Raw genomic sequence first — 26,250 nt, 5'->3', positions numbered from 1 at the left:
ATCATCTGTTCGGGGTCAACCTTCCAGAACCAGGCCAGGTCATAGGCGACGGCAATCAGGTCGGTGATGGCGCCGACGCCGCACTCATGAAAAAACTCGCAACGGCCCAGCTCAGCGCATTGAGGTCAGCCAGGTCCAACTGGTTGACCGACGACGGCGGAATGCCGGCGCACACGGCGATGTATTTGGCCGCCACGTCCATGTCGAGGCTGACTTCTTCGCTCTTGTCGATCTTGTACGGCAGCGCCTTGATCGCTCGCACCTCCTGCACCGTCGGACGGCGCAGGACGAGTTCGGTCAGGGGCTCGCCGTGAGCTTCGATCGCAACCTGAAGCTTCACGGCGCCGCTCATTGCCAGGTCCCCTTGATGCCTTCGAATTTCAGTTCGATGGTGGCGTCATCGCCTTTGGAGACCGGTTCTTCAACCAGATACGCACCGGCCAGCACGTAGACTTTGCCGTTGCTGAATTCGCAAGTGACGGTGATATCGGTGCCTTCGATCAGCTTCTTCAGCGGGAAGTCGGCGGTGTGCAGCGCGGTCACTTTGAACGACGGCGCGATGTCGGTTTCCTTGTAGAAGCCGGGTACGACGGTTTCGCGTTTGACCGCCATCAGCGGGGCTTCGCAGCCGCCATTGATGGTCAGTTGTGCGCCGTCGACTTTGACGTAGCAGGTGCCTGCAATCAGTTGACCCATGGTGTTACTCCCTTGAATAAAAAAGCCCACGCGCGGTGGGCTGAAAACTTGCCGTCAAACGCGCGGATCAAGCCGCGTCGTCGTACTGCAGACGGAATTGGTTGAGCAGCGCGAACACACGCAGACCGTTGATGTAATCCGGCGGGAACAGCACGTTCACGCGGCTCGGGTCCTGCACGTCGCGCTCGACGATCAGGTGCTCGGCGAACAGCTCGGCGTTCTCCACATGACCTTCCAGTTCGAGCTTGGCGTACTGCGCGATCAGCTCACCGCGAATGGTCGCTGGCGTCACGATCGGTTGGCCGGCGCCGAAACGGGTGCCGTCGGAAGCCAGTTTGTGGCGACCGTATTTGCTGGTGATCACGCTTTGCAGACGGCGCACGATGAACGCCGACTGGTGCATGGTTTCGCTGTCCAGGTAGGAGTTGTCGGCCTGGCCGTAAGCGTTTTTCTGGTAGGTAGTGATCGAGCGCTGGATGCGCACGTAACCGCCTTCGTAGTACGCAGTGGCAATGCCGTAGTTGAGCAGCGACTGACGCTCGGTCAGGGTGAAGCGTTCGCTGGCCGGCGCCGGATCAACGCCCGGCAGGCTGCCGCTTTGGGTCGGACGGCTGGCATCGGCGGAGATGAACACCGCGGTGCGTGCAGCCAGTGCGGCAGCTTGCACCCAGAACGGTTGCGGAACGCCCGGTTCCAGCGCCTGAATGGTCATGTGCTGGTCATTGCGTGCCTGGCCGGCAGCAACCAGAGTGCCGACAGTGCCGCGTTTGGCGCTGTAGACGTGACCGAACAGTTGCTTGGCCCACGACCAGCGACCGGTGCTGTCGTCCATGACCGCTTGCCAGGTGTTGAGCGTCGACAGATCGGACCATGGCAGTGCGATGAATTCGAACGGCTCGTCACCCAGTGCGGCAATCGCGTCAACCTGATCCGGCACGCCGGCGCCGCCGGTCATGGCAGTGATCGCAGTGGTCAGGCCGACCGGGGTGTCTTCGCCGTTGCTCTTGCCCAGGCGATTGAATTGCAGGCTGATGTCGTTACCGCTGTCGCCCGTCCATTTGGCGTTCAGGGTGACCACACCTTCGGCAGCCGCAGCGCTCACCGGCAGGTCGGCGGTAGCGTTGATTTTCTGCGCCAGGGCGGTGGCCGCTTGTGCCGCAGTGGCACCGTTGACCACAGTGGCTTGCACACGCACGCCGCCGACATACAGATTGAGCACGCCAGCCTGAGTGGCGGTGCCGGTCAGGGTCAGCACGCCTTTGGCGATCGCGCCTTCGGCGTTGTGCAGCGGCAGGCACCAGATCTCACCGATCGGGTCGGCCTTGCGGAAGGTCTCGTACATCGAGGCGAGCATCGAGCCTTGGCCGCCGATGCTCTTGGCCAGCGCAACGCTGGAGACCAAAACCAGTTTGCCGACTTCGGTCGGGGCAATGTTGTCGTTGACCTGAGCGACGATCAAACGACGCAGGGTCGAACTCGCGCTATTGGCGGCCGAGTTGTCCATTTCGGCATAGAACAGCGGTACACGAATGTCCGCGGGGATGTTGCTGAATCCGATCGCCATTATTTGGCTCCCTTTTGTTTGGCTGGTGCGGTTTTGAGGGTGATATCGCCGTCGGCCAGACGTCGGCGCCACCAGGCGCTGTCCAGCACTTCACGGCCTTCCAGCGGCAGCAGATCGCCCGCCTCTGGGTCAGGTACGACACGGCCTTCGGCCGGCAGTACGGTGATGCGATTGCTCATGGGGTTACGTCTCCAGAGAAAGTCATTTCCACGCGCCCATCGGGGCCCGGGCGTTTCAGGTTGGGGTCGGCCGGGTCGATCGCATCGACCCGCACGGTGGCCCCGGTAAAGGACGACAAACCGTCCAGTTCACGTTCGTGCCAACTCTCCGCAGGCTGACTTGGCAGATTGCGGCCGAGCTGGAACTCGGCAAAAAAACGCAGCCGGTAGAAGGCGCGGCTGCTGTTGATCGAGACCATTTCGCCGCCGTCATAGACGATGGCGCTGTAGTCGTTGTCCGGCTTGAACCCCACCAGCGCGCGCCACAGTTCGGCGCGCAGGTCGTGCAACAGATCCAGCGCTTTTGTAGCGTCGGTTGCGTCAAGCGCCAGGACGATTTCGAAGCGGTCGCGGATCGGTTGGGTGGTGAGGTTTTGGGTGGTGCTTTCACTCGCCAAGTCAGCCAGTGGCAGCACGTGGGCCGAGGGTGTCGGCAGATCCGGGTTGCCTTGTAGCAGCGCCAGATCGACACCCACCGAAATGTGATTGGCAAGGCCAGGGCATTGCCCACGCAGTTGCGTGAGGATCGGGGTGATCTTCATGGGGGTGTTCCAAATAGTGGGAGTTACCGCAGGACTCATGTAGGAGTGAGCTTGCTCGCGATAGCGGACTTACAGTCAGAATCGATGGTGACTGACACACCGCAATCGCGAGCAGGCTCACTCCTACAAGGGATTTGTGGTGTTGAGAGATCAGTCTTCAGCCTTTGGATCGAGGCAGCTGGCATCGATCAGGCAGCGATAGCTGTTCTCGCGATTGCCGCTGGCGGTGACCTTGTCGATCGACCAGCGTCCGCGCATGAAATCCGGCCAGGTATCATCGAGCAGCACCAGGCCTTCAGCGGCCAGTCGCGGATCGCCGGGGCAGGTGAGCTTCACCTTGTACTTTTGCCGGAGCATTTTGCGCACTTCGCCTTCGCCCACGGCAATGGCGTCGGCTTCATTGGGTTGCTTCTGGCGGATGGTCTTGAACGGCGCAAGTCCCGTCTCGACCCAATGCAAAACGCCTGTAACCGCATCGACAAAACAGGTCTTGCAGCCCTTGGCCTGTTCGCGGGCGGCCTCTTCCAGCGTGGCGCTGATGAAGGCGTGATCGCCGGGACGATTGTCGTGGGTGACCGACAACGTCACATCCTGCAGTTTCTGCCCCGAGATGGATTTGACCTGCCCAGGCCGCGCCAGCACATACGCATCGCCATAAGGTTTGGCGACCAGGTTGTACTTCTTCGCCAGCCGCGTCAGAAAGCCCATATCGGTTTCATTGGACTGGTCGACGTGGGCGATCTTGATCATCGACACGTCCGCAGCGACACGCGATGAAAATCCGTGTTGCGACACCAGTTTGCTAAACAGTTGACCGAGCGTCGTCGGTCCATGACTGGCGGTGCGACGCTGCTTGAAGCCGGTCTCGTCATCCTTGCTGAAAGGCGCTGCAGTGGCCACCAGGGTCAGGCGCAACGGAAACAGCGTCGGTGTCAGGCGAGTGACTTTGAACTGGCCCTTGTCGACCATCTCTTCCATTTCCAGGTAACCCACCAGCAGGCCGATTTTCCCGCCCAGATTTGGCAGCCCTTCGAGGCCTTCCAGATCAATGGTCAGGGTCAGTTGATCCGACTCGATACCGGCGGCATCAATGTGTTCCCAACTGATCAGACGCTGGTTGAGCAGATCCGCGTTTGCGCCATAAATCTGCACGACCGGGGTAAAACCCAATGCCATACAACCTCCTTAATCCCAAGCCGTGAGCGCTTTGATCGCGGCGGGTTTGCTGTCGAGTTCAGGCAGCACGACCCAGATGCCAGCGGGCAGAACCGGGCCGTGTTCAGCCAGGGTCGGGTTGAGTTTCCACAGGGCTTCTTCAGCGGCATCGTCGCTGCGCCCGGTTTCGCGGTAGAGCAGCAGATTCACCGAATCACCGGCCACGCTTCGAACCTTACGCATTGTTGAACTCCGCCAATTCGATGACCCAATCGACGACCATCGCCGTACCGTCATCGATGATCTGGGTCTGGGTTTCCTGAACGTTGTTGATCCGCCACAGACCCCAATTGCGACCGATGCCGTCAATCAATGGCAGCGGTATGCGCAGTGCCTGCAAGGCGCGCAATTCATCCAGCCGATCCATGGCCACGGCGTACATCGACTTGCCGGTGATGGTCAGGGTTTCCGGCTTCTGGCCGGTCTGGCTGGATTTCGGTTTGCTGGTGAGGATCTGTATTTCGCTCCAGCCGCCATCGGACTTGCGCAACAACGAGTGGTACGCAAATTGGCGCGAGAGGCCGAAGATGAAGCTGCCTAATGCCATTTGTTGTTTCATCAGGCGGCTCCATCGGTCAGGGCTGCGTCACGGCGGGTGGCGAGGGGATTGGTTGGCATGATCTGACCCAACTGCCCCATGGTTGTTTGTACCACCAGATTGGCGAGCGCCTGGGCGCTGGCCAGATCCTGGCCATTGATCTGAATCGTTGAGTTGAACGTGACAGGCTGGCTGGCGGCTGTGGTGGCCGGGATCGCGGAGGTCGCCGAGGTCGCGATCAGGTCCTTGCTGACCTGAGCAGGCGCGCCGAGACGATCGGCTTGGGTCCCCAGTTTGTCGCCCAGCGACTCACCGATGGCTCCCCCCGCCATGCTTCCGAGCCACCCGCCAATTGCAGTACCCACGCCAGGCAGAATCAGCGTGCCAAGCGCGGCACCGACAGCGGCGCCCGCTGAAGACCCGGCCAACGAAGCACCGGATGACACCACTGAACGCGTGTCCCCGTGCATCACACCATTGACCAGTTCATAACCTGCGCTGAGCAAGCGCAGCGGCGGCGCTTTTTTGGCCAGCAGCGCGCCGGCCTTGGCGTAGGAGCCGGACAGCCGCGCAGCGGGCATTGGGCTGGCGCCCGATGAGCCGGCGAATGCCGTCATGCTTGCGGGCCACGCTGAGGTCTGGCGAATGAGAGGATTGCGAGCTGCAGAGCTGCCGGAACCAATCAGTGGTTGATGGCTCTTTCGCTTGTTCAAAGAACCGAGGCTCACCCTGCGTGGTTTCAGGCCTCCACCCTTTCTCTGGGTGGGCTTTTTCGGATCGGGTTCATCAAAAGTCGAGTTTTCAACGGGTTTACCGCTATCGCCGGCAACATCGATATCCGCAATCCATTTGCCAAGTCCCTTCGGCAGTTTCGTTGCGATGCCCTTCACAAGCTTGCCAACGAAATTGTCGGCGACCTTTGTAAGCAACGCCCCCACAAACGCCGTAAGCCCCGCCGCCGCAATAGTCAGAGACGTGGCGACTTTCGGGTTCGCCTCGGCTTTTTCCGCCGCCCAGTTCAATGTATTGGTGAGCGAGTCCAGCGTTTGCGCATCCGGAGCGACCGCTGTCGCCAAACGGTTTCTACTGGCGTCGTAAGCGTTCCAGCTTTGCTGAGGACTGCCGCCAGCCGGATCGGCTGACCTCTGCACCGCACCTTTGTATTGCGGCTCGGTGCTGTGGGTCGGTCCTTGAAGGGGAACCGGCGAGAACGTCGTTTCAGCAGGTTTCGCCATCAACTGATGCAAACCGTCGCTGCCGGTCGACAGCGTCTTCAGCAACTCGGTCTGTGGATCTAGCGGTTTTCTCGCGGTCAGCAACGCAAATGTCTTGTCGACATCCTGCGGTTTCTCCAGCAGTTTGCTGACGCCTTCGTCACCGTTGAACAATGTCTTGATCAGTGCCGATTGTTGGCTCACCGACTTTTGTTTGAGAGCCTCGAGCGCTTTGAAAACGGTTTGCGGTACATCCTCGGTGAGCTTGTCCGGCTGGAGTCCAAGTGTTGCCCAGGCGGCACGCTCGGCGACCGAGCCTTTGGCACCTTTGGCCAGCGCAGCGCTGATGCTTTTCACCGATGTAGCGGCGCCAGACGTGCCCACATCTGCGTTGAGCAAAGCGGCCGCAAGAGCAGCCAGTTGCTCAGGTGCAATACCCGCCGCGACTCCTGTTTCGCCAGAGCTCTGTACCACCGAGCCAATGTCGGCTGCGGTCGCTTTCAGCGAATTCTTCCCGAGATGAATACTGGCGTCGGCCAAGCTTTGAGCCTGCGCGCGATCGAGCTTGAGCGAGGTTCTCCAGACCGTCAGCATTTCTCCAGCGGCTTTCAGTTCAATGCCAAACGCTGTCGCGTTCGTGGCGGCATCACGGCCGAAATCCAGCAGTTCCTGTTCCTTGGCGTCGCCAGTGAGATTGGCACCTACCCCGGATTTGCCCGCTGCATATTCGACCTCGGCCAGGCTAACCGCAGTCGCACCACTGCCCGCCACCGTTTTTTCACCGGCCATTGCCAGGTTGGCGATCGCCATGCTCTTGAGATCGCCGTCCATGCCCGGCACTTGTTTTAGCCTGGCCATGGCCGTTTGAAGCGCCATGGTCGACTGCAGAAACGCGGGAGGCTGACGCTGTTCGATCTCGGCCGTGAGTTTTGACTTCGGCGCACTTACTGGCGCCGACGTTGGCGAACCGGCCTTCGACAGCGATTGCAGCGCGACCATGACTTCCCGAAGCTTGATCTGCTCCTTGATCAATAACCGGATGTCCTGACTGGCGGTCACGACCGCGAGCTTCAACTCCGCCAGTGGATTGGCGATAACGTCGAATGTGAACTTCTCACCTGCCAAGCCAGTGTTGCTGAACCCGACGCTGCTGTTCGCGCTGGCCAGCATTGGCGAATACCTTGTTTCTGCCATTGCCGCTCTACTCCTGTTTTACGCCAAGGCGAGTGATCGCTATGTCGTAGCGGCGCAACGCCTTTTCGGCGTCCCATTCCAGAATCTCCGCTTCACTTACCGGGTAAATGAGCGGGACGATATCGAGGATTACTTCGATATCGCGTTCCGAAAGTAGGCCGCCGGCTGGTTTAAAAAATCGTCGATGCGCACCTGCAATTGAGTCCAGTCCGGAACAGTCATCAGGGCCAGATCGGGGATCATCAGGCCGGTGCAATGGGCGGTGATGAACTCGGCGCGTTCCTTGGCCGTTTTCAGTTTCTTCATCACTTTGGTGGCGCGCAGCACGGGCATTTCCAGGCTCAGCGAGGTCACGGTGCGGCCGGTCACGGCGAGCGGTTGCAGCAGCTGGATCTGATCGGGATCGGCGGATTTTTCCGCGTCTTCGACCTGCTCGAGAAAGTACGACGCAGGCTGGGTCGACATCTCATGCACGTACTGGGCGATGCTCACGTAGTCCGGGCGCTTGAGCTGGTCGAGTTCCTTGACCGACAGGCCGGTGGCGAGCAGGGCCAGTTCGAAGAACTGATCGTCTTCGTCATCGCCGGCGCGTTCCAGCGCTTCTTTTTGCGCGGCGTAGAACAGTGGCTTGAGCTGGATCGTTTCGATCTGCGAACCGTCGTCGCCGGTGATCGGCGACAACAGGTCATGCTGGGGTGGCATCCACGACATGTATGAATTCCTTGGTGATTCTTGGGGGTTACTCAATTTCTGCCAGTCACACTGGCCCACTGTGGGAGCGAGCTTGCTCGCGAAAGCGGTGGTTCAGTCACATTGATGTTGCATGTGCCAAAGGCTTCGCGAGCAAGCTCGCTCCCACAGGGTTTTTTATGATTGCCTGTAAACCGGGATTACGGCATCAGCACCGCACGCCGCGCATCACCGAGGATGTCGACGCCGTTGAGCACGAACTTCTGGGTGCGCACGTCGATGTCGATCACCGGCACGCCGTTTTCCAGGCGGTTGTAGGTGCGGCAGGACAGCTCCAGATTGGTCTTGGGTTTTTCACCCATTTTCACGGCGGTTTCTTCGAGGGATTTCAGCTTGCCGCCGACGGTGTGGTAGGTGAACCAAGTGTTGCCGTCCTGATCCTGACCGGCTTCACGCACGTTCAGCAGGATGTCGTCGCCCAGCTTCACACCCAGTGCCAGCATGACCTCGGCGCCGAGACCTTGCAGGGTCAGCTTGGCGTTGAGCGCTTTGCCGCCCTTGGCCATTTCCTCGACGATGAAGCGGCCGCCACGCATCTCTTCCACATCGAATTCGATCTTCGGCGGGGTGAATTCTTCAACGGTCGCCGACAACGGCAGGCCTTGCAGGGTGGCCGCGATGGCCTGTCTTACGCGGTTGGTAAACATTAGAGAACGTCCTCCAGGAACTGCTCGATGATTTCATCGCGGGCGTTGAGTTGATAAACCATGTGTTCGTTCGGCGCGTAGCGGCCGTAGTCGATAACCACGTACCAGGTGCCGTTCTTGTACTTCTCGACGCTGTTCAGTTCCGGGTGCAGATAGACGCTGCCGCCAGGGATGGTTTCGTCGGCGACCAGGGTTTGCAGCCAGTCGTTGATGCGCTTGACCTCTTGATCCATGAAGGACTTGGTGAGGTTCTTGGCCATGGCTTTCTGGCCGGCCTTGACCAGCTTGCGGCTGATCGCATCTTCGAGGCCGACATAGCTGATGAACTTGCCGGTGATCGAACGGTTACCCAGCAGCGAGAAACCGCCGAGCACGGTGCGGGCGTAGTAGCTGACGCCGTAGCGGTTGAGCAGATCGCCTTCGGTGGAGGTGTCGAGGATGTTGTATTCAACGACCCGCGAAACGTCCTCGGCGTAGGTCACCTGATTGCCCGGGCTCTCCCACTGCTTGACCTTGGCCAGTGCGGCAATCGCCAGGCTGGACGGCGACAGGAAGACGTTTTTCTTCGCCGCTTTCGAGTACACGGCCGGCATATTGTGCACCACCAGGCAGCGGTCGAAACCAAGATCGGCGCCGCCGAGTTCCTGGCTGTACAGCACTTGATCAGCGACCGAGGCGTCCTTGCCATCCAGCACCACACGGGCCTTGATGCGCTTGCCGAACGAGGCGAACTCGCTGGCCACCGCTTTGGTGCCGGTGAAGCCCGGCGCGCCGATGATGGTCAGGTCTTCCGGGACACTGCCCAGCGCCGCCAGACCGAGCTTGCGACCAGTCAGCGGATCAACGCCGCCGATCACGTTGTTGACGGTGTCAGCCGGGGTAGCGCCCGCTTCGACGATCACCACGTAAACCGGCACCTTGACCACTTTGAGGATCTGATAAACCGCGTGGTACAGGGTGCCCTCTTCGGAACCGGTCGGATCGAGCAGCGCGTGGGTGGTGAAGCTGTTGATGCGGAACGGTGCGTTACGCGGAATCAGCGGATCGGCTTTCGGCGCAGTGCCGACCAGACCGATGACGTTGTCACCCAGGCCACCCATGGCCTCGGGGGATTCGGTGGCATTGACAGTAATGCCGTTGTGCTCGAAGTTCAGAACCTCAGCCATATTCAGTCAGCCTTCTTGGCAGCGGCCTTTTTGGCCTGGGTGGAGGGGGTTTTCAGTTCCAGTCGACCGGCGAAGTGCAAGGCACTGGCCTCGACGTCGAGCAGATCAAGGTCTTGACCGATGCTCGACCAGTGCCCACCGCCGGTGGGGAATGGGACGAGCACGGTGTAGGTTTGGCGGGTTGCCATTCGGGTTTCTCCAAAGACGAAAAAGCCCCTTGGTTTCAACAAGGGGCTATCAGTTGCTGATCAGCGGATAAGAAAACGCCCCGTCAGTGCGGGGCGTTTTTATTCAGGCAGGCTAGCGAGCCATTCCGGCGCTGCCGGGCGGTGTTCGCTCAAGGGCAACTCACCGCCCTCCGGCCACAGACGAAGCACATGGCGATACGTTTGCAACTCGATGTATTGCGCCGGGGTCAGCTGGGTTGGCCAACGGTCCACCTCGTCGCGATGACGGTTGACCACGGGATCAGTGGCTGCAATCTGCAGGTTGCGCCACGAACGCTCATACCCCTCCAGTTGCTCAGGCGTTGGGCCGGGCCGTTCAACCAGCACTGGGTAGTTTTCATCATTCATGACAATCATCTTGCCCAGGGACAATCCGTCCAGTAACTCCCTCCAGTACTCCTGAGAGATTTCAACTGCATCGCTTGGAATTTCTGTATGAAAGGTGGGATCGTAAAAACCGCCAGTGGAGTGTGAATAAAACATAGGTTCTTCCTTGTTTGATAAGTAATGACTCTAAAACCACCCACCTGGGTGGCCAGATATGAAAACGCCCCACGGTGTGGGGCGTTTATTGAAGTGCTGAGGTGGGTGTAACTGGGGGTGAGTCTGGCCAACCGTCCTTGAGCATGGCATCGGTGTAGGTGCCGACAACAACGCTTTCCGACAGAGCCCTTTCCCGGTCAAAGCAAGTCTGAACATGAGATCGAACAGCCGTTGCTACAGCAAGAATTTGCGAAGCAGTCAGTTCGACAAAGCCGTCCACAGCCTTGTAATTGCATTGATAAGCAGGGTTCAACATCGCAGAAACGGCCATTCCAGCAATCAGCGACTGGCTGTCTCGGGAAGTATCAATGGTCACACCCTCGACCACGATTCCCGAACCTTCTCGGCTGAATCGTTCTGCAGTAATCAAGGTCAACTGGCGGCTTTTTACCAATTCGCCAGAAGCGAATCCAAAGGCGTCTTCCAGTTCTTTTTCAGTGGGTTCATGGTCAAAAAGAATTTCACCCTCTGCCAATGGCCAATCAGGGGCGACACCTCGAAAGGCTGTTCCCTCTTTTGAGTACGCTCTCAACATGGGTATCCCCTAAAACGTGTATTGGGAAATATGGACGGAATTAGCTCGGGACAAAATTGAGTCCAGGATGTAGTGAATCGTTTGTGGCGTGGTCATTACCAGGTCGGAGAATGAACCGAGAACACCCAACCCCAGCATCCCGCCAATACCGACAGTTTTTAATCCAGTCCCCACCGCATCAGAAGCAAGTCCCAGATAACCACCCCCAGCGCTTTCAGCACTGCTGATGTAGTGAACATACCCGCCGACGGATTTTGCGTTTTTCGGAACAATCGACGCCAGGGAAACAGGAGTCCATGTCAAAGACGCCCCGTTAGACAAGACTTGCGCTCTGGGGATGGATATCAGGCGTTGATGCTGGACACCGGTAACCATCAATCGATTGGTGTCGGTTTGCCAAACGCTGACCAGCGCGCTTGCGGTGTATCCGGCCGGCATGTAAGCGCCGGAATAAACCTCAGGAATCAACGTCGAGGACGCATTGACGCCGAGCAGCTTGGCAATACCCAGCACAGGGTTATAGATAACGTAAATCCCGACACTGCCGAGCGCCGGGGCAACTCCGACATCCATCCCACCAGCACCAATGGTCGTCAAATCTATAGATAGATTGACGCTCGACAATTTGTATTGAGCGATACCGGGTTGCTCAACAATCAACTGATCAGCCGTGAGTGTTGCAACCGATGCGGCACTTGGAAGCGATACTCGCAAATTACGAGTTGCGCCGACCTCGGAACCGTTGAGCCGCCAACTTTTGATGTCTGCAGCCAATGCAGCGATGTCGATACTTCCCTGATTGATCGGTGCATTCCAGGCTTTGATGCACCACATGACGGCGATGTTGCGGGGGCGGGTTTCAGCGCCTCCGGTACTGGCAATGTAGCTTTGAGGGCCGCCGCTGGACGCATATTGCGCACCACTTCCCACCCTGTCACCGGCAGCCGAGTTGGTGATCCCCAGAACGGAGCCAGCGCCTACTGGACCTGTCGCGAACAGGGCATCGTGATAGTGGGATTTTACTTCGTCTCCCTGATAAATTCCGATCTGCCGCCCCGCATCCACACCGCGCCCATGATCCCAGCCGCGCAGGAACTCACCGCGTGATTCCGGCAATCGGAAGTTACCTGCGCCCTCATTGCCTTTGTTGTACGTGGTACCGAGATAGGCGGCCAGATCCGGATAAGTCGCAATGCTCTGCACACTGCCGTCCAGCTCCAGATAACCGGGTGCGACAATACCCGTCGGGAATGCCAGAACAGCGCCAATCGGAACGGCGGATTTGAGCCGTTCGACTTCCTTGGCCAGCGCGGCGACATCGATGGTTCCCTGATTGACCGGGGCGTTCCAGGCTTTGATGCACCACATGACGGCGATGTTACGCGGCCTCACAACTCCGCCATCCGCCAGTATCGATGAGGTAACAACCCCCGAAGTCGTGTACGTCCTGGCTACCCCAGGATAATCAGTGGATACGAATACATCGGCCTGTGCAGCCGCCACCGATGCCTGCACAACCTCGACCGTGAGGTTCGGATTCGGGTTGCTGTCGAAAGTAGTTACCGTACCCTTTTGGGTCGAGCCAACCACACGGCTAGCGTCTACGCCTCGCCCATGATCCCAACCACGCAAGAATTCCCCACGCGCCTCCGGCAAGCGGAAATTCCCAACGCCTTCATCACCCTTGTTGAACTTTCCGCCCAGATAAGCGCTCAGGTCGGGATACGTCGCACTGCTCTTGACGCTGTTATCCAGCTCCAGAAAACCCGGCGGCGGCGAATCAACCGGAAACGCGACAATCGACCCCACCGGCAACGCCGACGCCTTGGCAATCAACGCTTCAACTTCAGCCTTGGTGTACGAATCCTTGATGCCAAACCCGGCCAACGTTTCAGGGTTCGCACCGGCAGTCGCGCGGCCATATTCATCAACCGTCAGACTTTTGTATGTCCCGGCCGCAATCCCGGTACGCCCCGCCAGCATCTTGAACGTCAGCGCTGTGGTACCCAAAGTGATCGGCGCGTTAGTCGTGAGATGCCACAACGAATCTCCATTCGCCGTGCCCTCCTCGACCATGACCGTAAGTCCCGGCGTGACCTTGGCGCTGCTGTTGGCATCGGTCGCCCGCACCCAGTCACCATTGGCGACAATCCACAGGCCGTTGTCCTTGGCCAGCGTCTGGTTCGCAACAAGCACGCGGTCGCCAGCGATCACTGCGACACCGTCAATTTGCTGCGCACCGCTCAACACGATGTTGGTGGATGCCGCAACACGCGCCGACTGCTTACCATCCAGCTTGCCGAGTTCTTCGGCGAGGTAACTCATGACCCAGGCACGCGTGGCTTTAACCACGGTGTCATCAATCAACAACGTCACCAGCGACGCATTACTCGTCTCGAAAATCGAGCGAATGTAGAACTCTTTCCCCGAACCCGACGTGGCCAGAACCGGTTTGAACGACTCCGGATATTTGACGATGGCGTAGAGAACGCCAGTGTCAGTCCACAACCCGGCTTCACGCACATACCAGCCGCCAACATCCGGCGGAATGGTCACTTCGGCGAGCAGCCAGCTCGGATTTTTCTCGTCCTGGAACAGCGCATTGAGCGGCCCGCGCCAGACTTCGCGTTTCAGCGCAGTGGCGGTCGCGGCCGGGTTGTAGACCGAGCCGCCGCCATCGCCGACGGAAATCTGCGTCAACTTGATCGGCGTACCCGCGGCCTTGCACGCCGTTTCGTAGGCAATCCCTGCGTTGGTGAGCAGGGTGTAATAGTCAGCCATTCAGGCCCCCTGAGGATAAATAGTGGATGTTTCGACGGTGTACATGCCGGCAGCCATGAACGCCTCTCCCGAGGTTTCCAGCCCTTCGATGAACACCGGATAAACCGTGGTCAGTTCGCCGCAGAACGTCGCGGCGCCGATGACGTGATTGCCGAAAGCGCTCAAGCCGACCGAGACCGTCAGCACATCGCGTTCGCTCTTGGCATCCGCCAGGCGTCGGTCGAGACGGGCGTCGATTTCTTCGCTGTAGGGTTGGTCGCTGAAGGCTCGTACGGAAAAGCTGTAAGGCGCACCGGGCGGCGTCTGTTCGTACCAGGCGCGGATTTCCGGGCGTAGTTGCAAACCCTTGGCGGCGTTTTCCAGCGCCTTGCGGGTGCCAGCCTGGCGCGCGGTGGGCCAGGCCAGTTCAACGGTCAGGCGTTTTTCCGCTTCCGGTGCAGCGGTGCTCCATTCGGCAACACCGCGATCCGCTGCCAGATACGGCAGAAAGGCAACCGGGGTTTCTGCGGGGTTCATCAGTTCCGGGAACGGCGGTGCGATGCGATCAAGCAAAGCGCCAAAGCCCAGATCCAGACCTCGTTCGAGTGCCGAACTGTTGGCCGGCAGCAGCGTTGGGCGCTGAGTTTTTTTACTCATAGCGTCAGCACCTCAACCTCGACCGCCGTGCAATACGGCGCTTGAAACGCCGTGGTCACGATCGGCGCCAGCGGTTCAAGAATCTGCAGTTGCACGGCACCGGCGCTGTGCAGCGTGTAGTCGATCCAGCTCGGATCGACCCGACCTTCGAGGCGATGGCAACTGTCGGCGTAAGCCTGCAATTGTTGCTGCGCGGCGACTTTGGTCAGGCCCGAATCCGGGCCGGAATTGATTTTGGCGACAACGCGAATCTTGTAGCGCTGAATGTCAGCAGCCTTGACCGTAACAAGGTCCGTTTCCGGTCGTACATCAGGCCGCGCGAAGTGCTGACGAACGCCCTCAAGCAATGCTGCGGAAGGCGTGCCATCGCCGTCGCGGGACAGCACAGTAACCTGCACTTCGCCCGACGCGGTGCGTCGACCGTTACCATCTTTGACCTGTGCAGCAAGGCCATCCGGGTTGAAGGTGTAAGTGACATTCACCACACCTGCCTCGGTGGATTCGACCTGCACCGTTGGGCGCTCGCCGAGGGTGAAGACCTCGCGGCGATACTGCATCCGCGAACCGGCTGCCGGCGCATGCGGCGCCAGGTAATAACGCAGGCGAGCGTCTTCGTCGCTTTCATAAATCGCCGGCACCGGCGGGAATGCCGCCGGGTCGCCCGGATCGAGCAACTGCCGCTCAAGCCCCATGTCCGCCAGCCGCGCATCGAGGTTGCTGCCCGTCGCCCACCACGCCAGCATCTGTTTGATGCGGGCGTTGTATTTGCGCTCGTGGGTTTGCAGCCGCACGCAGAAAGCCTCAAGCGCCAGGGTCAGCAGTTCACTCTCGTTTTCCAGGCTGGTCTTGAGTTTTGCGGCGCTGTCCGGCGAGCGCGCACCGACGTATTCGATGACGAAAGTCTTGAACTCGGCGAGCAGATCTTCGAAAGCCTCGACGGTAATCAGCGCGGGTTCGGCCAATTGGTTCTGGCCGGGGATCAACATGCTCATGTCACGACCTCGAAGGTTTGTTGACGGTTTTTCCAGGTGCCGGCGAAGCGCAACAGCAGACCGGCGCCCTGACGGCTGGCGACGATCACTTGCGGCTGAAAATCGCTGATCCCGTTCTGCGCGTTATAGAACGCCTGCGCCGCATGGCTCTGGGCCAGAAGCAGGACGTCGTCGCCGAGGTTCTGCCCCAGCAGCGAGGGGATCAACGAGCCATACAGGGGCCTTTTTTGCCGGGTGCCCAGCGGCGTAGTCAGGGCCCGGGTCGCACGCTGCACAAACTGCAGCCAGTCGTCGACCGTGGTCCCGCTGTCTCTATCGATTCCGATCATGGGAGGCTCTTGAATCAGGGGCTGATGACACGGCCCTGGTGATCGACCAATGGGCCGCTGAAGTGCACGCCGGAAGCGTCGATGGTCAGGCCGACTGCACCCAGTTGCAGGGTGATCAGTTGTGGCGTCATTGCCAGGCGTGCCGGGCCGATACTCAGTTCCAGTGACTCGCGAGAGCCGTTGAAAGTCGCCGGGCCGTTAAGCCAGTGCAGGGTGTGTGAAGCATCGTCGTAGCTGCTTTCGCTGCCGTCCTGATGTACTCGACGGGTCAGCGTCGGCACTGTGGAGGCTGGCGGAAAACGGTCACTGTTCAAGCCGAACAATGCCACGCTCTGCGCGCCGCTTTCGCCGCTACCGTAATTGAACAGCAGACACTGCTCGCCCACCGTCGGAATCCGCGACTCGCTTTGTGCGCCAGCGCTGGGGTTGAAAAACTTGATCGCCGGCGTGAGCAACCCACCGTGACTGACCTGACAGGTATTGCTCGTGGCGTCGACGGTCTGGCAGATACCGATCCGGCAGAAGCTTTCGGCGCGCCGGTGCAGGTCGTCGATTTCCGCTTCCATCTCGGCCAGGCGTTCGATGATCGGTCCGAGTTGCATGCGCAATAGTGCATCGAACATCTCAGGCCTCCAGCGCGGTGTATTGGTCAGGATCGTCAATGTCGCTGACTTCCCAGGTGCGAGCGAATTTCGGCGTGCCCAGCGGGTCGTCAAGCAAGGTCGGGCCGAGGTAAAGGGTCTGATTGAACGTCAGTGTCCAGGTCTTGTATCGCTGCTCGGTGCGGGTAAGCAGCGTTGGCAGGCCATCAATGTTGATCGGCAGATCGCATTGATCGGCGGGCAGGCCCCAGCGGTTGTCGGTGATCAGGTTTTTCAGCACAGCAATCAGATCGCATGCTGCAAATGCGCTGGCGGAAAGGGCCGGGATGACCTGCAGCGACACCGTCATGACATGAGCAATTCGCCCGTCAGCGGCGCGCACTCCAGGTCCATTCCGCTCGAAGTTGATCAACACCCAGGCCTGATCGCCCGGTGCAGTGAAATCGGCGTAACTGCCGACAGTGAGGCTGAGACCGGCAGTGTTGGGCAGCGTCGTCGTGATGGCGGTGAACAGTTGCGACGGCTGCTGGATCGGTGTGGGCATACATGAGCTCCTTTTCAATCGTCCACGCGCAGCCCTGCCGCCCTGGGGCGGCACGGAAACATATTCAGGGTTAAGGCTGGTCGCGCGGCGGGACTTCGCAGACGCCGATGCGCTTGGCGGCCCAGCGTTCGTAAAGACCGATGGCGACATCGGCGCCGGCCATTGCTGTCAGGCAACCGAACGCGCCGGCAGCCCAGATAGATAATCCGGCGGCATACAGCAGCATGATCGCCGACACGCCGCAGATCATGCAGGCGCCGGAGCGCAGGGCCAGCCGTCGGAGCAATGACCAGCCACGGGCGCCCTCCTTGTCAGCGCGCCACATTTCGCCAGATACCCCGCCGACAACGGCAAGGAGGATGACCAGCCAGATCGGCATGTCCGCCAACGCTTGTTGCTCGTTTGTCATGTCACGCCTCCGTAGGTGATTGATGAATGATGAGTGTTGGGTTCAAACGGTTTCTCTTGAGTTAGGCATTCCGAAAAGCCCGACGCCGGGGCCGGGCTTTTCAGTAATGCGCTCTCGTCCGTTGATCCGACTTTGCAATCAGAACGGAACGACTGGCCAGTTGACCGTGTACGGGTAGTCAGCTTGATTTTTTACGTCGGCAACCGCGACGTAGTACTGCTGGTAAGCAATCCATGCAGCTGCCTCTTCTGGCGTGGCGCTGCCGAGGTTCACTTTGTATTGCACTGGATTCAGATCGAGCCAGCCGGTGGCTGCACCGAGCTTTTGACGCATACGCAACGAGACCAAATCGACATGATCCTGATAAGCAAGCTCCGAATAGCTCCAACCAATTGCCTCGTAGGTAGCCTTCCAGCCAACTTGAACGGTGGTGTCATTTTCAACCTTGTACCAACTGCCCGAGATTCCCGGTGGAGAGGTTTGCGGCATGTCCTCAGACTCGACAATCTCCGCAACACGGGAAAATGGATACTGGTTGCTCATCTCTATAAAAACATAGCGATTCATCGTCACTCCTTGTTTGCAGGTATCAGGCGGGTGAATTCCGGCGCATCGCACCTTTCACTGCGCCCGGCCCTTAGATATCGATCGGTTAAAAACACTGATGCTTCGCTTTTTCAAATCAGAAAGGAGCGACCGGCCAAGTGATAGAGGATGGATAACCTTGTTGATTTTTCACTTCACTGACGGCAACGACGTATTGCTTATAAGCGAGCAAAGCCGCTTCGTCCGCTGGCGTCGCTACGCCAAGATCCTGCTTGTATTGCAACGGATTGAATTGCAGCCAACGCGCCGCGTCATCAAACCGCTCTTTCATACGGGCAGTGGTAATCGCCTCAGATTCAGCCTCAGTCGGCTCTGTATAAATTCTCAGGTAATTGCCGTTCTCATCGATAAAAGGGTCAACCTTCCAGCCCACTTGAACGACTGTGTCTGCCGATACTTCGATCCAGTATCCCGAACTGCCGGCCGGGCTGGTAGTTGGCATGCCTTCATCTGAATCCTGTATCTCAAAAACAATCGAGAAGGCCGTTTGGTAGACGGTGCCGATGCATACATATCGTTTCATTTTTCATTCCTCGAGATTCACCGGACGACGTTTGAAAATTCCGCCGTCCTGTCATTGCGGTGCGTTTAACTTCAACGCGTTCATCACGCCTGGGAGGCGTTTCAGGAGCCGAGAAAACGATCTCTTTCTACGGCCGGTTGGCGCCCATATGCAGCAGTTACCACTGCTGTTATTCGGCTTAGTAACGTCAGGTCTGCTCGGTGGGAGGGGGGAAACGTTCAGACTTCCTTGAACGTCGCCGTTTAACAGTGATGAAACCTGGCAGGCATTCCAAAAAGCCCGGTGATACACCGGGCTTTTCAGTAATGCGCTCCTTCGCCTTCCTTCAGATCCTGTGTTCAAGAAGGAAGCTGACTTTTCGGCGCTACTGGCGCGGTACGAGTCCATTCAAATTGTTTTTCCGACCGCGGTCCCTGCCCGCCGGATAACTGCTTCTGGTGCTTTACGCTGCACACCCGGGTCAGTTGCCAACCCTCTGAACCGTTGAGGCCGGTTCATCGCTGCCTGTTCTTGTGGAACTAAAGAGCTTTCTTGCCAGCCGCTTTGTCGAGCGGCTTGGTGGCAAGAATATGCATGTATGCATATACAGTCAATGCGTAAATGCATTTATTTATGCATAGCAAATGCGCAGATGCATGGAAGCCCCGCAGCTCAAGGGTTTGGCGGTTTCATCAAGGCGAAAAAAAACCCGCCGATTGGCGGGCTTATCTGAAGTCGGTGTAATTAGCGGGCGTACATGCCCCACCAGAAGACGTGACCGAGGATGACGATCTGCTCCTCCTGGATTTCCTGGAAGCTGTAGTCCTCGTCCGGGTGCTCATCGCGATTGAAGCTGCGCAGACGAATGCCGGTAGGCAAGCGGTAGAGTTGCTTCACACGCAACTGGCCATTGTGATTGATTGCGTACAGGTCGCCATCAATGATGTCGCCGATGCCGCACTTGCCGGCGTTGACGCCGACGGTGGCGCCATCACGCAGCACCGGCAACATACTGTTGCCACGCACCGTCACACATTTGGCCTGGTCGAACTGCACACCGTTATGGCGCAGGCTGCGTTTGCCGAAGCGCAGGCTAGAGCGCTCGCTCTCTTCGATGACGAATCTTCCTGATCCTGCTGCCAATTCAACCTCGCGAAGGAACGGCACCGACACCTCGTCATCATCGACCGGCGTATCGTCGTCCCACAGCATTATGTCCTTGAGTTCCGCGTGTACGTCATCACGCGCGGCTCCGGCCGATGGCGCAACATCAGCGCGCCCGCGCAATTGATCGGTGCTCACGGCGAAGTACTCGGCGATCTTCGAGATATGTTTATCCGAGGGATCGACGATCTTCCCGCTGAGAATCCGCGAGAGAGTGGATTGAGGCACGCCGGTGCGACGGTGGAGCTCCGTGGGGGAGATCCCGTGCTGGTCGAGCAGTGCTCTTAAGACGGAGGCTACGTTGCGTTTTTGCATAACGCGCATAGTGCTTGAAGTTATTCGCGAAGACAAATGCTGATTTGCATAATTAACGCATAAATATGAACTCAGCCTCAAAATGATATTGCCGAGCCATCATTTGGATTGAATAACGGCCCGGTTCCAACTTGTGGTCAGCCTTTGATGCGACGCGCGGCAGCATTGGCTTTTTTAAGTCGATCGGCTCTGGCTTTCCTGTCGTAATCGTCCTTGGCGCCCATGATGCCGCCAGCAGCATGCACCCAGTCGGTGGCGGTGCAGCCAGAGATCAGCACAGCAGAAGTAAAGACTGAAGCAAAGATAAGGATGTTTTTCATGTTCGATTTCCCGGCGTCACTGATGAGCACGTTGAATTGCAGCGTTGAAAAAAGAAAACCTGCTGCGGTTCGTTGACGGTGGTTGACCCTTTACTCATCCATGAGCTCTTGCAGTTTTGTCTGAGCCCGTTCGAGCCTGGCTTCCTGTTTCTTGATGACTTTCACGTCGCCGTACTGACGCGCAGCTTTCAGATAATTCTGTCTGCGCCGTACTTCGGCTTCGGCCTTTTCGATAGCGCTCGAACGGTCATCCTGTGCAGAAGGCTCGCGACAGTAACGCTCCACATTGGCAAGCGCCTGTTCCAGACCGGACTTGCGATAAACATTGTCCGCCTCATCAGCGCGTTCAATTTGGAAAACAAGTTCGGCGCGGCGCTGCGCACAACTTTCTCGTGCACCGGCACAAGAACTATCGATGATCAAAACACCACCAACTAACAGAGACAGATTCCAGAGCAGAGTCGATCTCACGAGACAAACCCCAGATAATTTATTTCTCCCGCGCACCCACGAAAGTGGCTCACCCGAGACCATGCCTTACGACAACCTAACGCTTCTTGCACACCAGAAAGTGCCGCCATCATCATGTCGCGACAGCGAGCTATGCAAGTTGGAAAGTTTTCGACCATCCACGCCACTGGCACGTAAACATGATCGAAACACAGCAAAACAGGAGTGCGATCAAACAATGTGGAAATACTCACATCCTTTTCTTTTCCGGCAATAACCGCCGGCACAAACACAATACCTTCCCGGTTAATTGCAATTGATCGCTTCCAGGCGGGAGACTTGGTTCCATGAGAACTGCGCACGCAAAACCAGAGCATTTATAACGTTCCTCGACAGCCTAAACATCATCATGTTATTCAAGGCAACTAAACAGCCGCACGGCGCTGACTCTCGGGCAGTCGCAGAAGCTGTTGGCTTGACTCAAATCACATTAACAACGCAGGTCCGTCGAGGCCTTACTGGCATCTTACTCAGTCTTACTTAGTCGCCCGGAGGCCTTGCAATCTGGGGTTTTCGCTAGCGAGGGACGTGGCATACGCCATTGATCAGGTTATTGATGTTGTAGTAGTACTCGGCATCAGAGAAGTAATTGAACGTCACCATACCGCCCTGAAAGCCTCTTTCCATGAACGGAAGTTCATCGCCTGCAGTATCCGCGTCAAACTTTACAATCGAACGCGTCTTGAACAAAAATCTGGAAGTATCCAGATGCGTTAATGAAATCTCGAACTTGCGATCATACGTATAGACTTTTCCTTCAGGAGTTTTGACAACGTAGTAGACATAGAGAGCGCCTTCCCTTGGATCGATCGTCATATCGCCAACACCATGCCAACGAACTTTGTGATCATTCGTATGGACAAAATCTATGGATGCAAAACAGGGTGCGCGCGGAATATCGCGATTGATCAAATAAAAATGCCTGACAACCAGAACACCGAAGATACAGATAGACGAGACGCCAAAGAGTGCGATTATTTTTTTCCAACGACTTGGTAGTTCACGCATATGGCCTCCCCCTTACTTTCCGGCTTGATGCACTTTACCAGCAATTGCGAGAGCGGCTTTCGCACATAATAGTTGATATCAGACAATACAATCGGTGGCTCGAACTCGTTGAGCGCTTGGACAATATCCTCTTTGGACATTCTTTCACTTTCTTCTACATACAACTTCGCCTCGCCCTCTTGCCAGATGAGTTTCCACTCTTCCAGATCGGCTGGCTTTTTAAACACCAGGTAAGCGTAAAAAACCGGCAGAGCAAGCGCCGGCACTACGACTGCAAGCAAAAGGAAACGCCAGTGACGATTCGAAAACGCCTTCATCGTGGGAGCGTCGACGCTGATCGCCTCCACATCGCTTACGAACGCAAGCGGGGCTTCAAGGGCCTGAATCTCCGGGCTGAGCAAGCGGATTTCACACAACAGCAGCACGCCACGGCGGGGCAAGGTCTTGAGACTGTCCCGAGGTAACCCGACGTCAGCGAAATGCGCGCGAAGCATGTGCAGCGTCTTGTAATAACTGCTGTCGGAAATCACCAGTCCGCGCTCCCCCCAGACCCGGGAGATAAGCTGCTCCTTATCGGTCACGCCGGCTATCAACGCCAGCAGCAGGTCGCTTTCATTGCTGCCCAGCAAGGCTGACTGCCCTGACCGGCTGAGGGTCATTTTTTCCGCATCGTAGTAACAATCGCTCGCTGACGCTTGTGAGCCGATGCCCTCTGACTGTTCCAAGCTTCGTCCTCAACTGATCTGCAATCCTCGAATTCCGATCATTCGATAGCTTTTCGGCACTATAGGACACAATGCCAACCCAAGCGGCGGTGCGTTGCTGCATCCACCTCAAAAAAACTTCATACTCGGCCCCACTGAATCAACTCACGGGCCGCATCGCTGGCAAACACTCGCCATTTTGAAGATGCGAACGAACCCGTTTTTGCCTCGTCACTTTTTCCGGTAAAGCTAAACCCCTGATGAATAAAGCTATTTCAGACTTGTCCTCCCACACTCCGATGATGCAGCAGTACTGGCGCCTGAAGAATCAGCACCCGGATCAGCTGATGTTCTACCGCATGGGCGACTTCTACGAGATCTTCTACGAAGACGCGAAGAAGGCGGCCAAGTTGCTGGACATCACCCTGACCGCGCGCGGACAGTCGGCGGGTCAGGCGATCCCGATGTGCGGCATTCCTTACCACGCGGCGGAAGGCTATCTCGCGAAGCTGGTGAAGCTTGGCGAGTCGGTGGTGATCTGTGAGCAGGTCGGCGACCCGGCCACCAGCAAAGGCCCGGTAGAACGTCAGGTGGTGCGCATCCTCACGCCGGGGACGGTCAGTGACGAGGCGCTGCTCGACGAGCGCCGCGACAACCTGATTGCCGCCCTGCTGGGTGACGAGCGCCTGTTCGGTCTGGCCGTGCTGGACATCACCAGCGGCAGCTTCAGCGTGTCGGAAATCAAAGGCTGGGAAAACCTGCTCGCGGAACTGGAGCGAATCAATCCGGTTGAGTTGCTGATCCCGGATGACTGGCCTAGGGACCTGCCGGCGGAAAAACGCCGTGGCGTCAGTCGTCGTGCGCCGTGGGATTTCGAGCGTGATTCGGCGCTGAAAAGCCTTTGCCAGCAGTTCTCCACCCAAGACCTGAAGGGTTTTGGCTGCGAGAACCTGACCCTGGCCATCGGCGCTGCCGGTTGCCTGTTGGCCTACGCCAAGGAAACCCAGCGCACCGCCCTGCCCCACCTGCGCAGCCTGCGCCACGAGCGCCTCGACGACACCGTGGTGCTGGACGGTGCAAGCCGCCGCAACCTGGAACTGGACACCAACCTGGCCGGTGGCCGCGACAACACCCTGCAATCGGTGGTCGATCGCTGCCAGACCGCCATGGGCAGCCGTCTGCTGACCCGTTGGCTGAACCGTCCGTTACGTGACTTGACCGTATTGCTGGCGCGCCAGACCTCGATCACTTGCCTGCTTGATCGCTATCGTTTCGAAAAGCTGCAACCACAGCTCAAGGAAATCGGCGACATCGAGCGAATTCTCGCACGGATCGGCCTGCGCAACGCACGTCCTCGTGACCTTGCCCGGCTGCGCGACGCCCTTGGCGCACTGCCTGAATTGCAAGTGGCGATGACCGATCTGGAAGCGCCGCACCTGCAAGGTCTGGCGACCATCACCAGCACCTACCCGGAGCTGGCGGCGTTGCTGGAGAAAGCCATCATCGACAACCCGCCGGCGGTGATCCGTGACGGCGGCGTGTTGAAAACCGGTTACGACAGTGAACTCGACGAGTTGCAATCACTGAGCGAGAACGCCGGTCAGTTCCTCATCGACCTGGAAGCCCGCGAGAAAGCCCGCACCGGTCTTAGCCACCTGAAAGTCGGCTACAACCGCATTCACGGCTACTTCATCGAACTGCCGAGCAAGCAGGCCGAGTCAGCACCGGCGGACTATATCCGTCGGCAAACCCTGAAAGGCGCCGAGCGCTTCATCACGCCGGAACTGAAAGAGTTCGAAGACAAAGCCCTCTCTGCCAAGAGCCGTGCCTTGGCGCGCGAGAAGATGCTTTACGAAGCCCTGCTGGAAGACCTGATCAGCCAGTTGCCACCGCTGCAGGACACCGCCGGTGCGCTGGCCGAACTCGACGTGTTGAGCAACCTCGCCGAGCGTGCGCTGAACCTCGACCTGAACTGCCCGCGCTTCGTCAGCGAGCCGTGCATGCGCATCACCCAGGGTCGCCACCCGGTGGTCGAGCAAGTACTCACCACACCATTCGTGGCCAATGACCTGAGCTTGGACGACAACACGCGCATGTTGGTGATCACCGGCCCGAACATGGGCGGTAAATCCACCTACATGCGCCAAACCGCACTGATCGTGTTGCTGGCGCATATCGGCAGCTTCGTGCCGGCCGCCAGTTGCGAACTGTCGCTGGTCGACCGCATTTTCACCCGTATCGGTTCCAGCGATGACCTCGCGGGCGGCCGTTCGACCTTCATGGTCGAAATGAGCGAGACCGCCAACATCCTGCACAACGCCACCGAGCGCAGCTTGGTGCTGATGGACGAAGTCGGTCGCGGCACCAGCACCTTCGACGGTCTGTCGCTAGCATGGGCGGCGGCCGAGCGTCTGGCCCATCTGCGCGCCTATACGCTATTTGCCACCCACTACTTCGAACTGACCGTGTTGCCGGAAGCCGAGCCACTGGTAGCCAACGTCCACCTCAACGCCACCGAGCACAACGAACGCATCGTCTTCCTGCACCACGTGCTGCCTGGCCCTGCCAGCCAAAGCTATGGCCTGGCGGTGGCGCAATTGGCCGGCGTGCCAAGCGAAGTGATCGTGCGTGCCCGCGAGCACTTGAGCCGACTGGAAGAAACCGCTTTGCCCCATGAAGCGCCGAAACCTGCCGCCAAGGGCAAACCGGCGACGCCACAGCAAAGCGACATGTTCGCCAGCCTGCCGCACCCGGTGCTTGATGAGCTGGCTAAACTGGATCTGGATGACCTGACCCCGCGTCGTGCGCTCGAAATGCTCTATGCATTGAAGAACCGGATATAAGCACTGAAGAAGCGGATATAACGCAAACGGCTTCAAGCTGTTAGAATCTCGCGCGGTTTGGGATGCTGCTGGCTAATAGCCTGGCCAGCAGGTATCGCTCCCGAACCTGGCGACCCCAACCGTGAAGGGGCAACGCTGCCGCCGCCTGAGGAGAAAATTAGAAATGACCTTCGTCGTCACCGACAACTGCATCAAGTGCAAGTACACCGACTGCGTAGAAGTCTGTCCGGTGGACTGCTTTTACGAAGGCCCGAACTTCCTGGTGATTCACCCGGATGAGTGCATCGACTGCGCCCTGTGCGAACCGGAATGCCCGGCCGTAGCCATTTTCTCCGAGGACGAAGTTCCGGAAGAAATGCAGGAGTTCATTCAACTGAACGTTGATCTGGCTGAAATCTGGCCGAACATCACCGAGAAGAAAGAATCGCTGCCGGATGCCGAAGAGTGGGATGGCGTCAAAGGCAAGATCAAAGACCTCGAACGCTGATCTGCCGCGCGCTCGAATGAAAAGGCCCTTTACGGGCCTTTTTGCTTTTCTGTGTTTTGCTTTTCTGCGGGCAAAAAAAAGGGGCGGTATGACCCGCCCACATTTTTTCCCTATTCCCTGTATTCCTTTTCATCGTCCTGATGAATCGCGTCCTGCGATGTCCATTCCCCTCATCCTTGAAGGGCGTGTCTGTCCGTCGACACAACCCGGATACTAGAGAATTCCCCGGAGAGAGCAATCGGCCCGGCGACCGCAAAAGCGCTGTAACAAGCACTTCACATTAAAAAAATAATTATATAAATCAATAAGTTAAATAAGAACATTGAGAATAATCGACGTCTGCCGTCTTGTAAAAATAGTGAACACCTACGAAAGAGTAAGCCAAGGCTTACACCGCGAGACTACAAACGATGGAATTGCCAACCGTACGTCCGGTAATGAACAGGGAT

32 protein-coding genes are annotated in these 26,250 nt (G+C 58.0%); 2 read left to right on the top strand and 30 right to left on the bottom strand.

The features are described from left to right. Positions 1-55 precede the first annotated feature (55 nt). The 30 genes from GTU76_RS22485 to GTU76_RS22340 all read right to left on the bottom strand — a co-directional run bounded on the left by GTU76_RS22485 (position 56) and on the right by GTU76_RS22340 (position 22,492). On the bottom strand, positions 56-352 hold the full coding sequence (locus GTU76_RS22485; protein ID WP_007908778.1) for a phage tail assembly protein: 297 nt from the start codon (positions 350-352) through the stop codon (positions 56-58). Then, positions 349-696, bottom strand: coding sequence for a phage tail tube protein (locus tag GTU76_RS22480; protein ID WP_007908779.1), 348 nt, complete (start codon positions 694-696; stop codon positions 349-351). Before GTU76_RS22480 ends, GTU76_RS22485 begins: the two co-directional genes overlap by 4 nt. 67 nt (positions 697-763) lie before the next feature. After that, positions 764-2,260, bottom strand: a complete 1,497-nt coding sequence (locus GTU76_RS22475) for a phage tail sheath subtilisin-like domain-containing protein (RefSeq protein ID WP_180699616.1) — start codon at positions 2,258-2,260, stop codon at positions 764-766. Continuing rightward, a complete protein-coding gene (locus GTU76_RS22470) occupies positions 2,260-2,439 on the bottom strand; it encodes a DUF2635 domain-containing protein (RefSeq protein WP_007908782.1) in 180 nt (59 codons plus the stop codon). The genes GTU76_RS22475 and GTU76_RS22470 overlap by 1 nt, the downstream gene beginning before the upstream one ends. Continuing rightward, positions 2,436-3,020 (bottom strand): phage tail terminator protein, encoded by a 585-nt coding sequence (locus GTU76_RS22465; RefSeq protein ID WP_180699615.1) that lies wholly within the window; start codon positions 3,018-3,020, stop codon positions 2,436-2,438. Before GTU76_RS22465 ends, GTU76_RS22470 begins: the two co-directional genes overlap by 4 nt. Positions 3,021-3,170: 150 nt before the next feature. Continuing rightward, positions 3,171-4,196 (bottom strand): phage late control D family protein, encoded by a 1,026-nt coding sequence (locus GTU76_RS22460; RefSeq protein ID WP_180699614.1) that lies wholly within the window; start codon positions 4,194-4,196, stop codon positions 3,171-3,173. A 9-nt stretch (positions 4,197-4,205) separates the two neighbouring features. After that, positions 4,206-4,418, bottom strand: coding sequence for a tail protein X (locus tag GTU76_RS22455; RefSeq protein ID WP_064393145.1), 213 nt, complete (start codon positions 4,416-4,418; stop codon positions 4,206-4,208). Then, positions 4,411-4,794, bottom strand: a complete 384-nt coding sequence (locus GTU76_RS22450) for a phage tail protein (RefSeq protein ID WP_016985052.1) — start codon at positions 4,792-4,794, stop codon at positions 4,411-4,413. Before GTU76_RS22450 ends, GTU76_RS22455 begins: the two co-directional genes overlap by 8 nt. Next, on the bottom strand, positions 4,794-7,157 hold the full coding sequence (locus GTU76_RS22445) for a phage tail tape measure protein (RefSeq protein ID WP_246376108.1): 2,364 nt from the start codon (positions 7,155-7,157) through the stop codon (positions 4,794-4,796). Before GTU76_RS22445 ends, GTU76_RS22450 begins: the two co-directional genes overlap by 1 nt. A gap of 153 nt (positions 7,158-7,310) precedes the next feature. After that, on the bottom strand, positions 7,311-7,892 hold the full coding sequence (locus GTU76_RS22440) for a phage tail assembly protein (protein ID WP_175555203.1): 582 nt from the start codon (positions 7,890-7,892) through the stop codon (positions 7,311-7,313). A 179-nt stretch (positions 7,893-8,071) separates the two neighbouring features. Beyond that, the gene (locus GTU76_RS22435; RefSeq protein WP_016985055.1) at positions 8,072-8,578 is read right to left on the bottom strand and encodes a phage major tail tube protein; all 507 of its coding nucleotides are present in this window, start codon (positions 8,576-8,578) and stop codon (positions 8,072-8,074) included. Then, positions 8,578-9,744 (bottom strand): phage tail sheath protein, encoded by a 1,167-nt coding sequence (locus GTU76_RS22430; protein ID WP_034154903.1) that lies wholly within the window; start codon positions 9,742-9,744, stop codon positions 8,578-8,580. The genes GTU76_RS22435 and GTU76_RS22430 overlap by 1 nt, the downstream gene beginning before the upstream one ends. 2 nt (positions 9,745-9,746) lie before the next feature. Next, on the bottom strand, positions 9,747-9,932 hold the full coding sequence (locus tag GTU76_RS22425) for a hypothetical protein (protein ID WP_016985057.1): 186 nt from the start codon (positions 9,930-9,932) through the stop codon (positions 9,747-9,749). A gap of 99 nt (positions 9,933-10,031) precedes the next feature. After that, complete coding sequence (locus GTU76_RS22420) at positions 10,032-10,319, bottom strand: phage tail protein (protein ID WP_246376106.1); 288 nt, start codon at positions 10,317-10,319, stop codon at positions 10,032-10,034. Between the two features lie 220 nt (positions 10,320-10,539). Beyond that, a complete protein-coding gene (locus tag GTU76_RS22415) occupies positions 10,540-11,049 on the bottom strand; it encodes a DUF4376 domain-containing protein (RefSeq protein WP_016985059.1) in 510 nt (169 codons plus the stop codon). A gap of 9 nt (positions 11,050-11,058) precedes the next feature. After that, positions 11,059-13,830, bottom strand: a complete 2,772-nt coding sequence (locus GTU76_RS22410; protein ID WP_180699612.1) for a phage tail-collar fiber domain-containing protein — start codon at positions 13,828-13,830, stop codon at positions 11,059-11,061. Next, entirely contained in the window at positions 13,831-14,466 is a 636-nt protein-coding gene (locus tag GTU76_RS22405) for a phage tail protein I (RefSeq protein ID WP_180699611.1), read from the bottom strand. After that, on the bottom strand, positions 14,463-15,458 hold the full coding sequence (locus GTU76_RS22400; protein WP_180699610.1) for a baseplate J/gp47 family protein: 996 nt from the start codon (positions 15,456-15,458) through the stop codon (positions 14,463-14,465). Before GTU76_RS22400 ends, GTU76_RS22405 begins: the two co-directional genes overlap by 4 nt. Next, positions 15,455-15,787, bottom strand: a complete 333-nt coding sequence (locus tag GTU76_RS22395; protein ID WP_175555208.1) for a phage baseplate protein — start codon at positions 15,785-15,787, stop codon at positions 15,455-15,457. Before GTU76_RS22395 ends, GTU76_RS22400 begins: the two co-directional genes overlap by 4 nt. Positions 15,788-15,801: 14 nt before the next feature. Beyond that, entirely contained in the window at positions 15,802-16,410 is a 609-nt protein-coding gene (locus GTU76_RS22390) for a phage baseplate assembly protein V (protein ID WP_175555209.1), read from the bottom strand. Between the two features lies 1 nt (position 16,411). After that, the gene (locus tag GTU76_RS22385; RefSeq protein WP_180699609.1) at positions 16,412-16,933 is read right to left on the bottom strand and encodes a hypothetical protein; all 522 of its coding nucleotides are present in this window, start codon (positions 16,931-16,933) and stop codon (positions 16,412-16,414) included. Between the two features lie 70 nt (positions 16,934-17,003). Further along, entirely contained in the window at positions 17,004-17,342 is a 339-nt protein-coding gene (locus GTU76_RS22380; protein ID WP_011332709.1) for a phage holin family protein, read from the bottom strand. A gap of 138 nt (positions 17,343-17,480) precedes the next feature. After that, complete coding sequence (locus tag GTU76_RS22375) at positions 17,481-17,909, bottom strand: tail fiber assembly protein (protein ID WP_026000603.1); 429 nt, start codon at positions 17,907-17,909, stop codon at positions 17,481-17,483. 115 nt (positions 17,910-18,024) lie between these two features. Continuing rightward, positions 18,025-18,471 (bottom strand): tail fiber assembly protein, encoded by a 447-nt coding sequence (locus GTU76_RS22370; protein WP_180699608.1) that lies wholly within the window; start codon positions 18,469-18,471, stop codon positions 18,025-18,027. Positions 18,472-19,194: 723 nt separating this feature from the next. Further along, positions 19,195-19,929 carry an XRE family transcriptional regulator gene (locus GTU76_RS22365; RefSeq protein ID WP_007908821.1) on the bottom strand — a complete coding sequence of 245 codons (735 nt, stop codon included), beginning with the start codon at positions 19,927-19,929 and terminating at the stop codon, positions 19,195-19,197. A 137-nt stretch (positions 19,930-20,066) separates the two neighbouring features. Continuing rightward, complete coding sequence (locus tag GTU76_RS22360) at positions 20,067-20,249, bottom strand: hypothetical protein (protein ID WP_180699607.1); 183 nt, start codon at positions 20,247-20,249, stop codon at positions 20,067-20,069. 90 nt (positions 20,250-20,339) lie between these two features. Further along, positions 20,340-20,672 (bottom strand): DUF1090 family protein, encoded by a 333-nt coding sequence (locus GTU76_RS22355; RefSeq protein ID WP_219342224.1) that lies wholly within the window; start codon positions 20,670-20,672, stop codon positions 20,340-20,342. A 44-nt stretch (positions 20,673-20,716) separates the two neighbouring features. Continuing rightward, positions 20,717-21,076, bottom strand: a complete 360-nt coding sequence (locus GTU76_RS22350) for a hypothetical protein (RefSeq protein ID WP_180699605.1) — start codon at positions 21,074-21,076, stop codon at positions 20,717-20,719. Positions 21,077-21,275: 199 nt separating this feature from the next. After that, positions 21,276-21,767, bottom strand: a complete 492-nt coding sequence (locus GTU76_RS22345) for a hypothetical protein (RefSeq protein ID WP_180699604.1) — start codon at positions 21,765-21,767, stop codon at positions 21,276-21,278. Beyond that, a complete protein-coding gene (locus tag GTU76_RS22340) occupies positions 21,734-22,492 on the bottom strand; it encodes a winged helix-turn-helix domain-containing protein (protein ID WP_180699603.1) in 759 nt (252 codons plus the stop codon). Before GTU76_RS22340 ends, GTU76_RS22345 begins: the two co-directional genes overlap by 34 nt. A 251-nt stretch (positions 22,493-22,743) precedes the next feature. Between GTU76_RS22340 and mutS the strand changes: the two genes are divergently transcribed. Next, on the top strand, positions 22,744-25,314 hold the full coding sequence (gene mutS, locus GTU76_RS22335) for a DNA mismatch repair protein MutS (protein ID WP_180699639.1): 2,571 nt from the start codon (positions 22,744-22,746) through the stop codon (positions 25,312-25,314). A 163-nt stretch (positions 25,315-25,477) separates the two neighbouring features. Next, on the top strand, positions 25,478-25,801 hold the full coding sequence (gene fdxA, locus GTU76_RS22330) for a ferredoxin FdxA (RefSeq protein ID WP_008077096.1): 324 nt from the start codon (positions 25,478-25,480) through the stop codon (positions 25,799-25,801). Positions 25,802-26,250 lie beyond the last annotated feature (449 nt).

This window comes from Pseudomonas crudilactis, from assembly GCF_013433315.1.
Classification (GTDB): Bacteria; Pseudomonadota; Gammaproteobacteria; order Pseudomonadales; family Pseudomonadaceae; genus Aquipseudomonas; species Aquipseudomonas crudilactis.
This window is presented reverse-complemented; position numbering and strand designations above follow the sequence as displayed.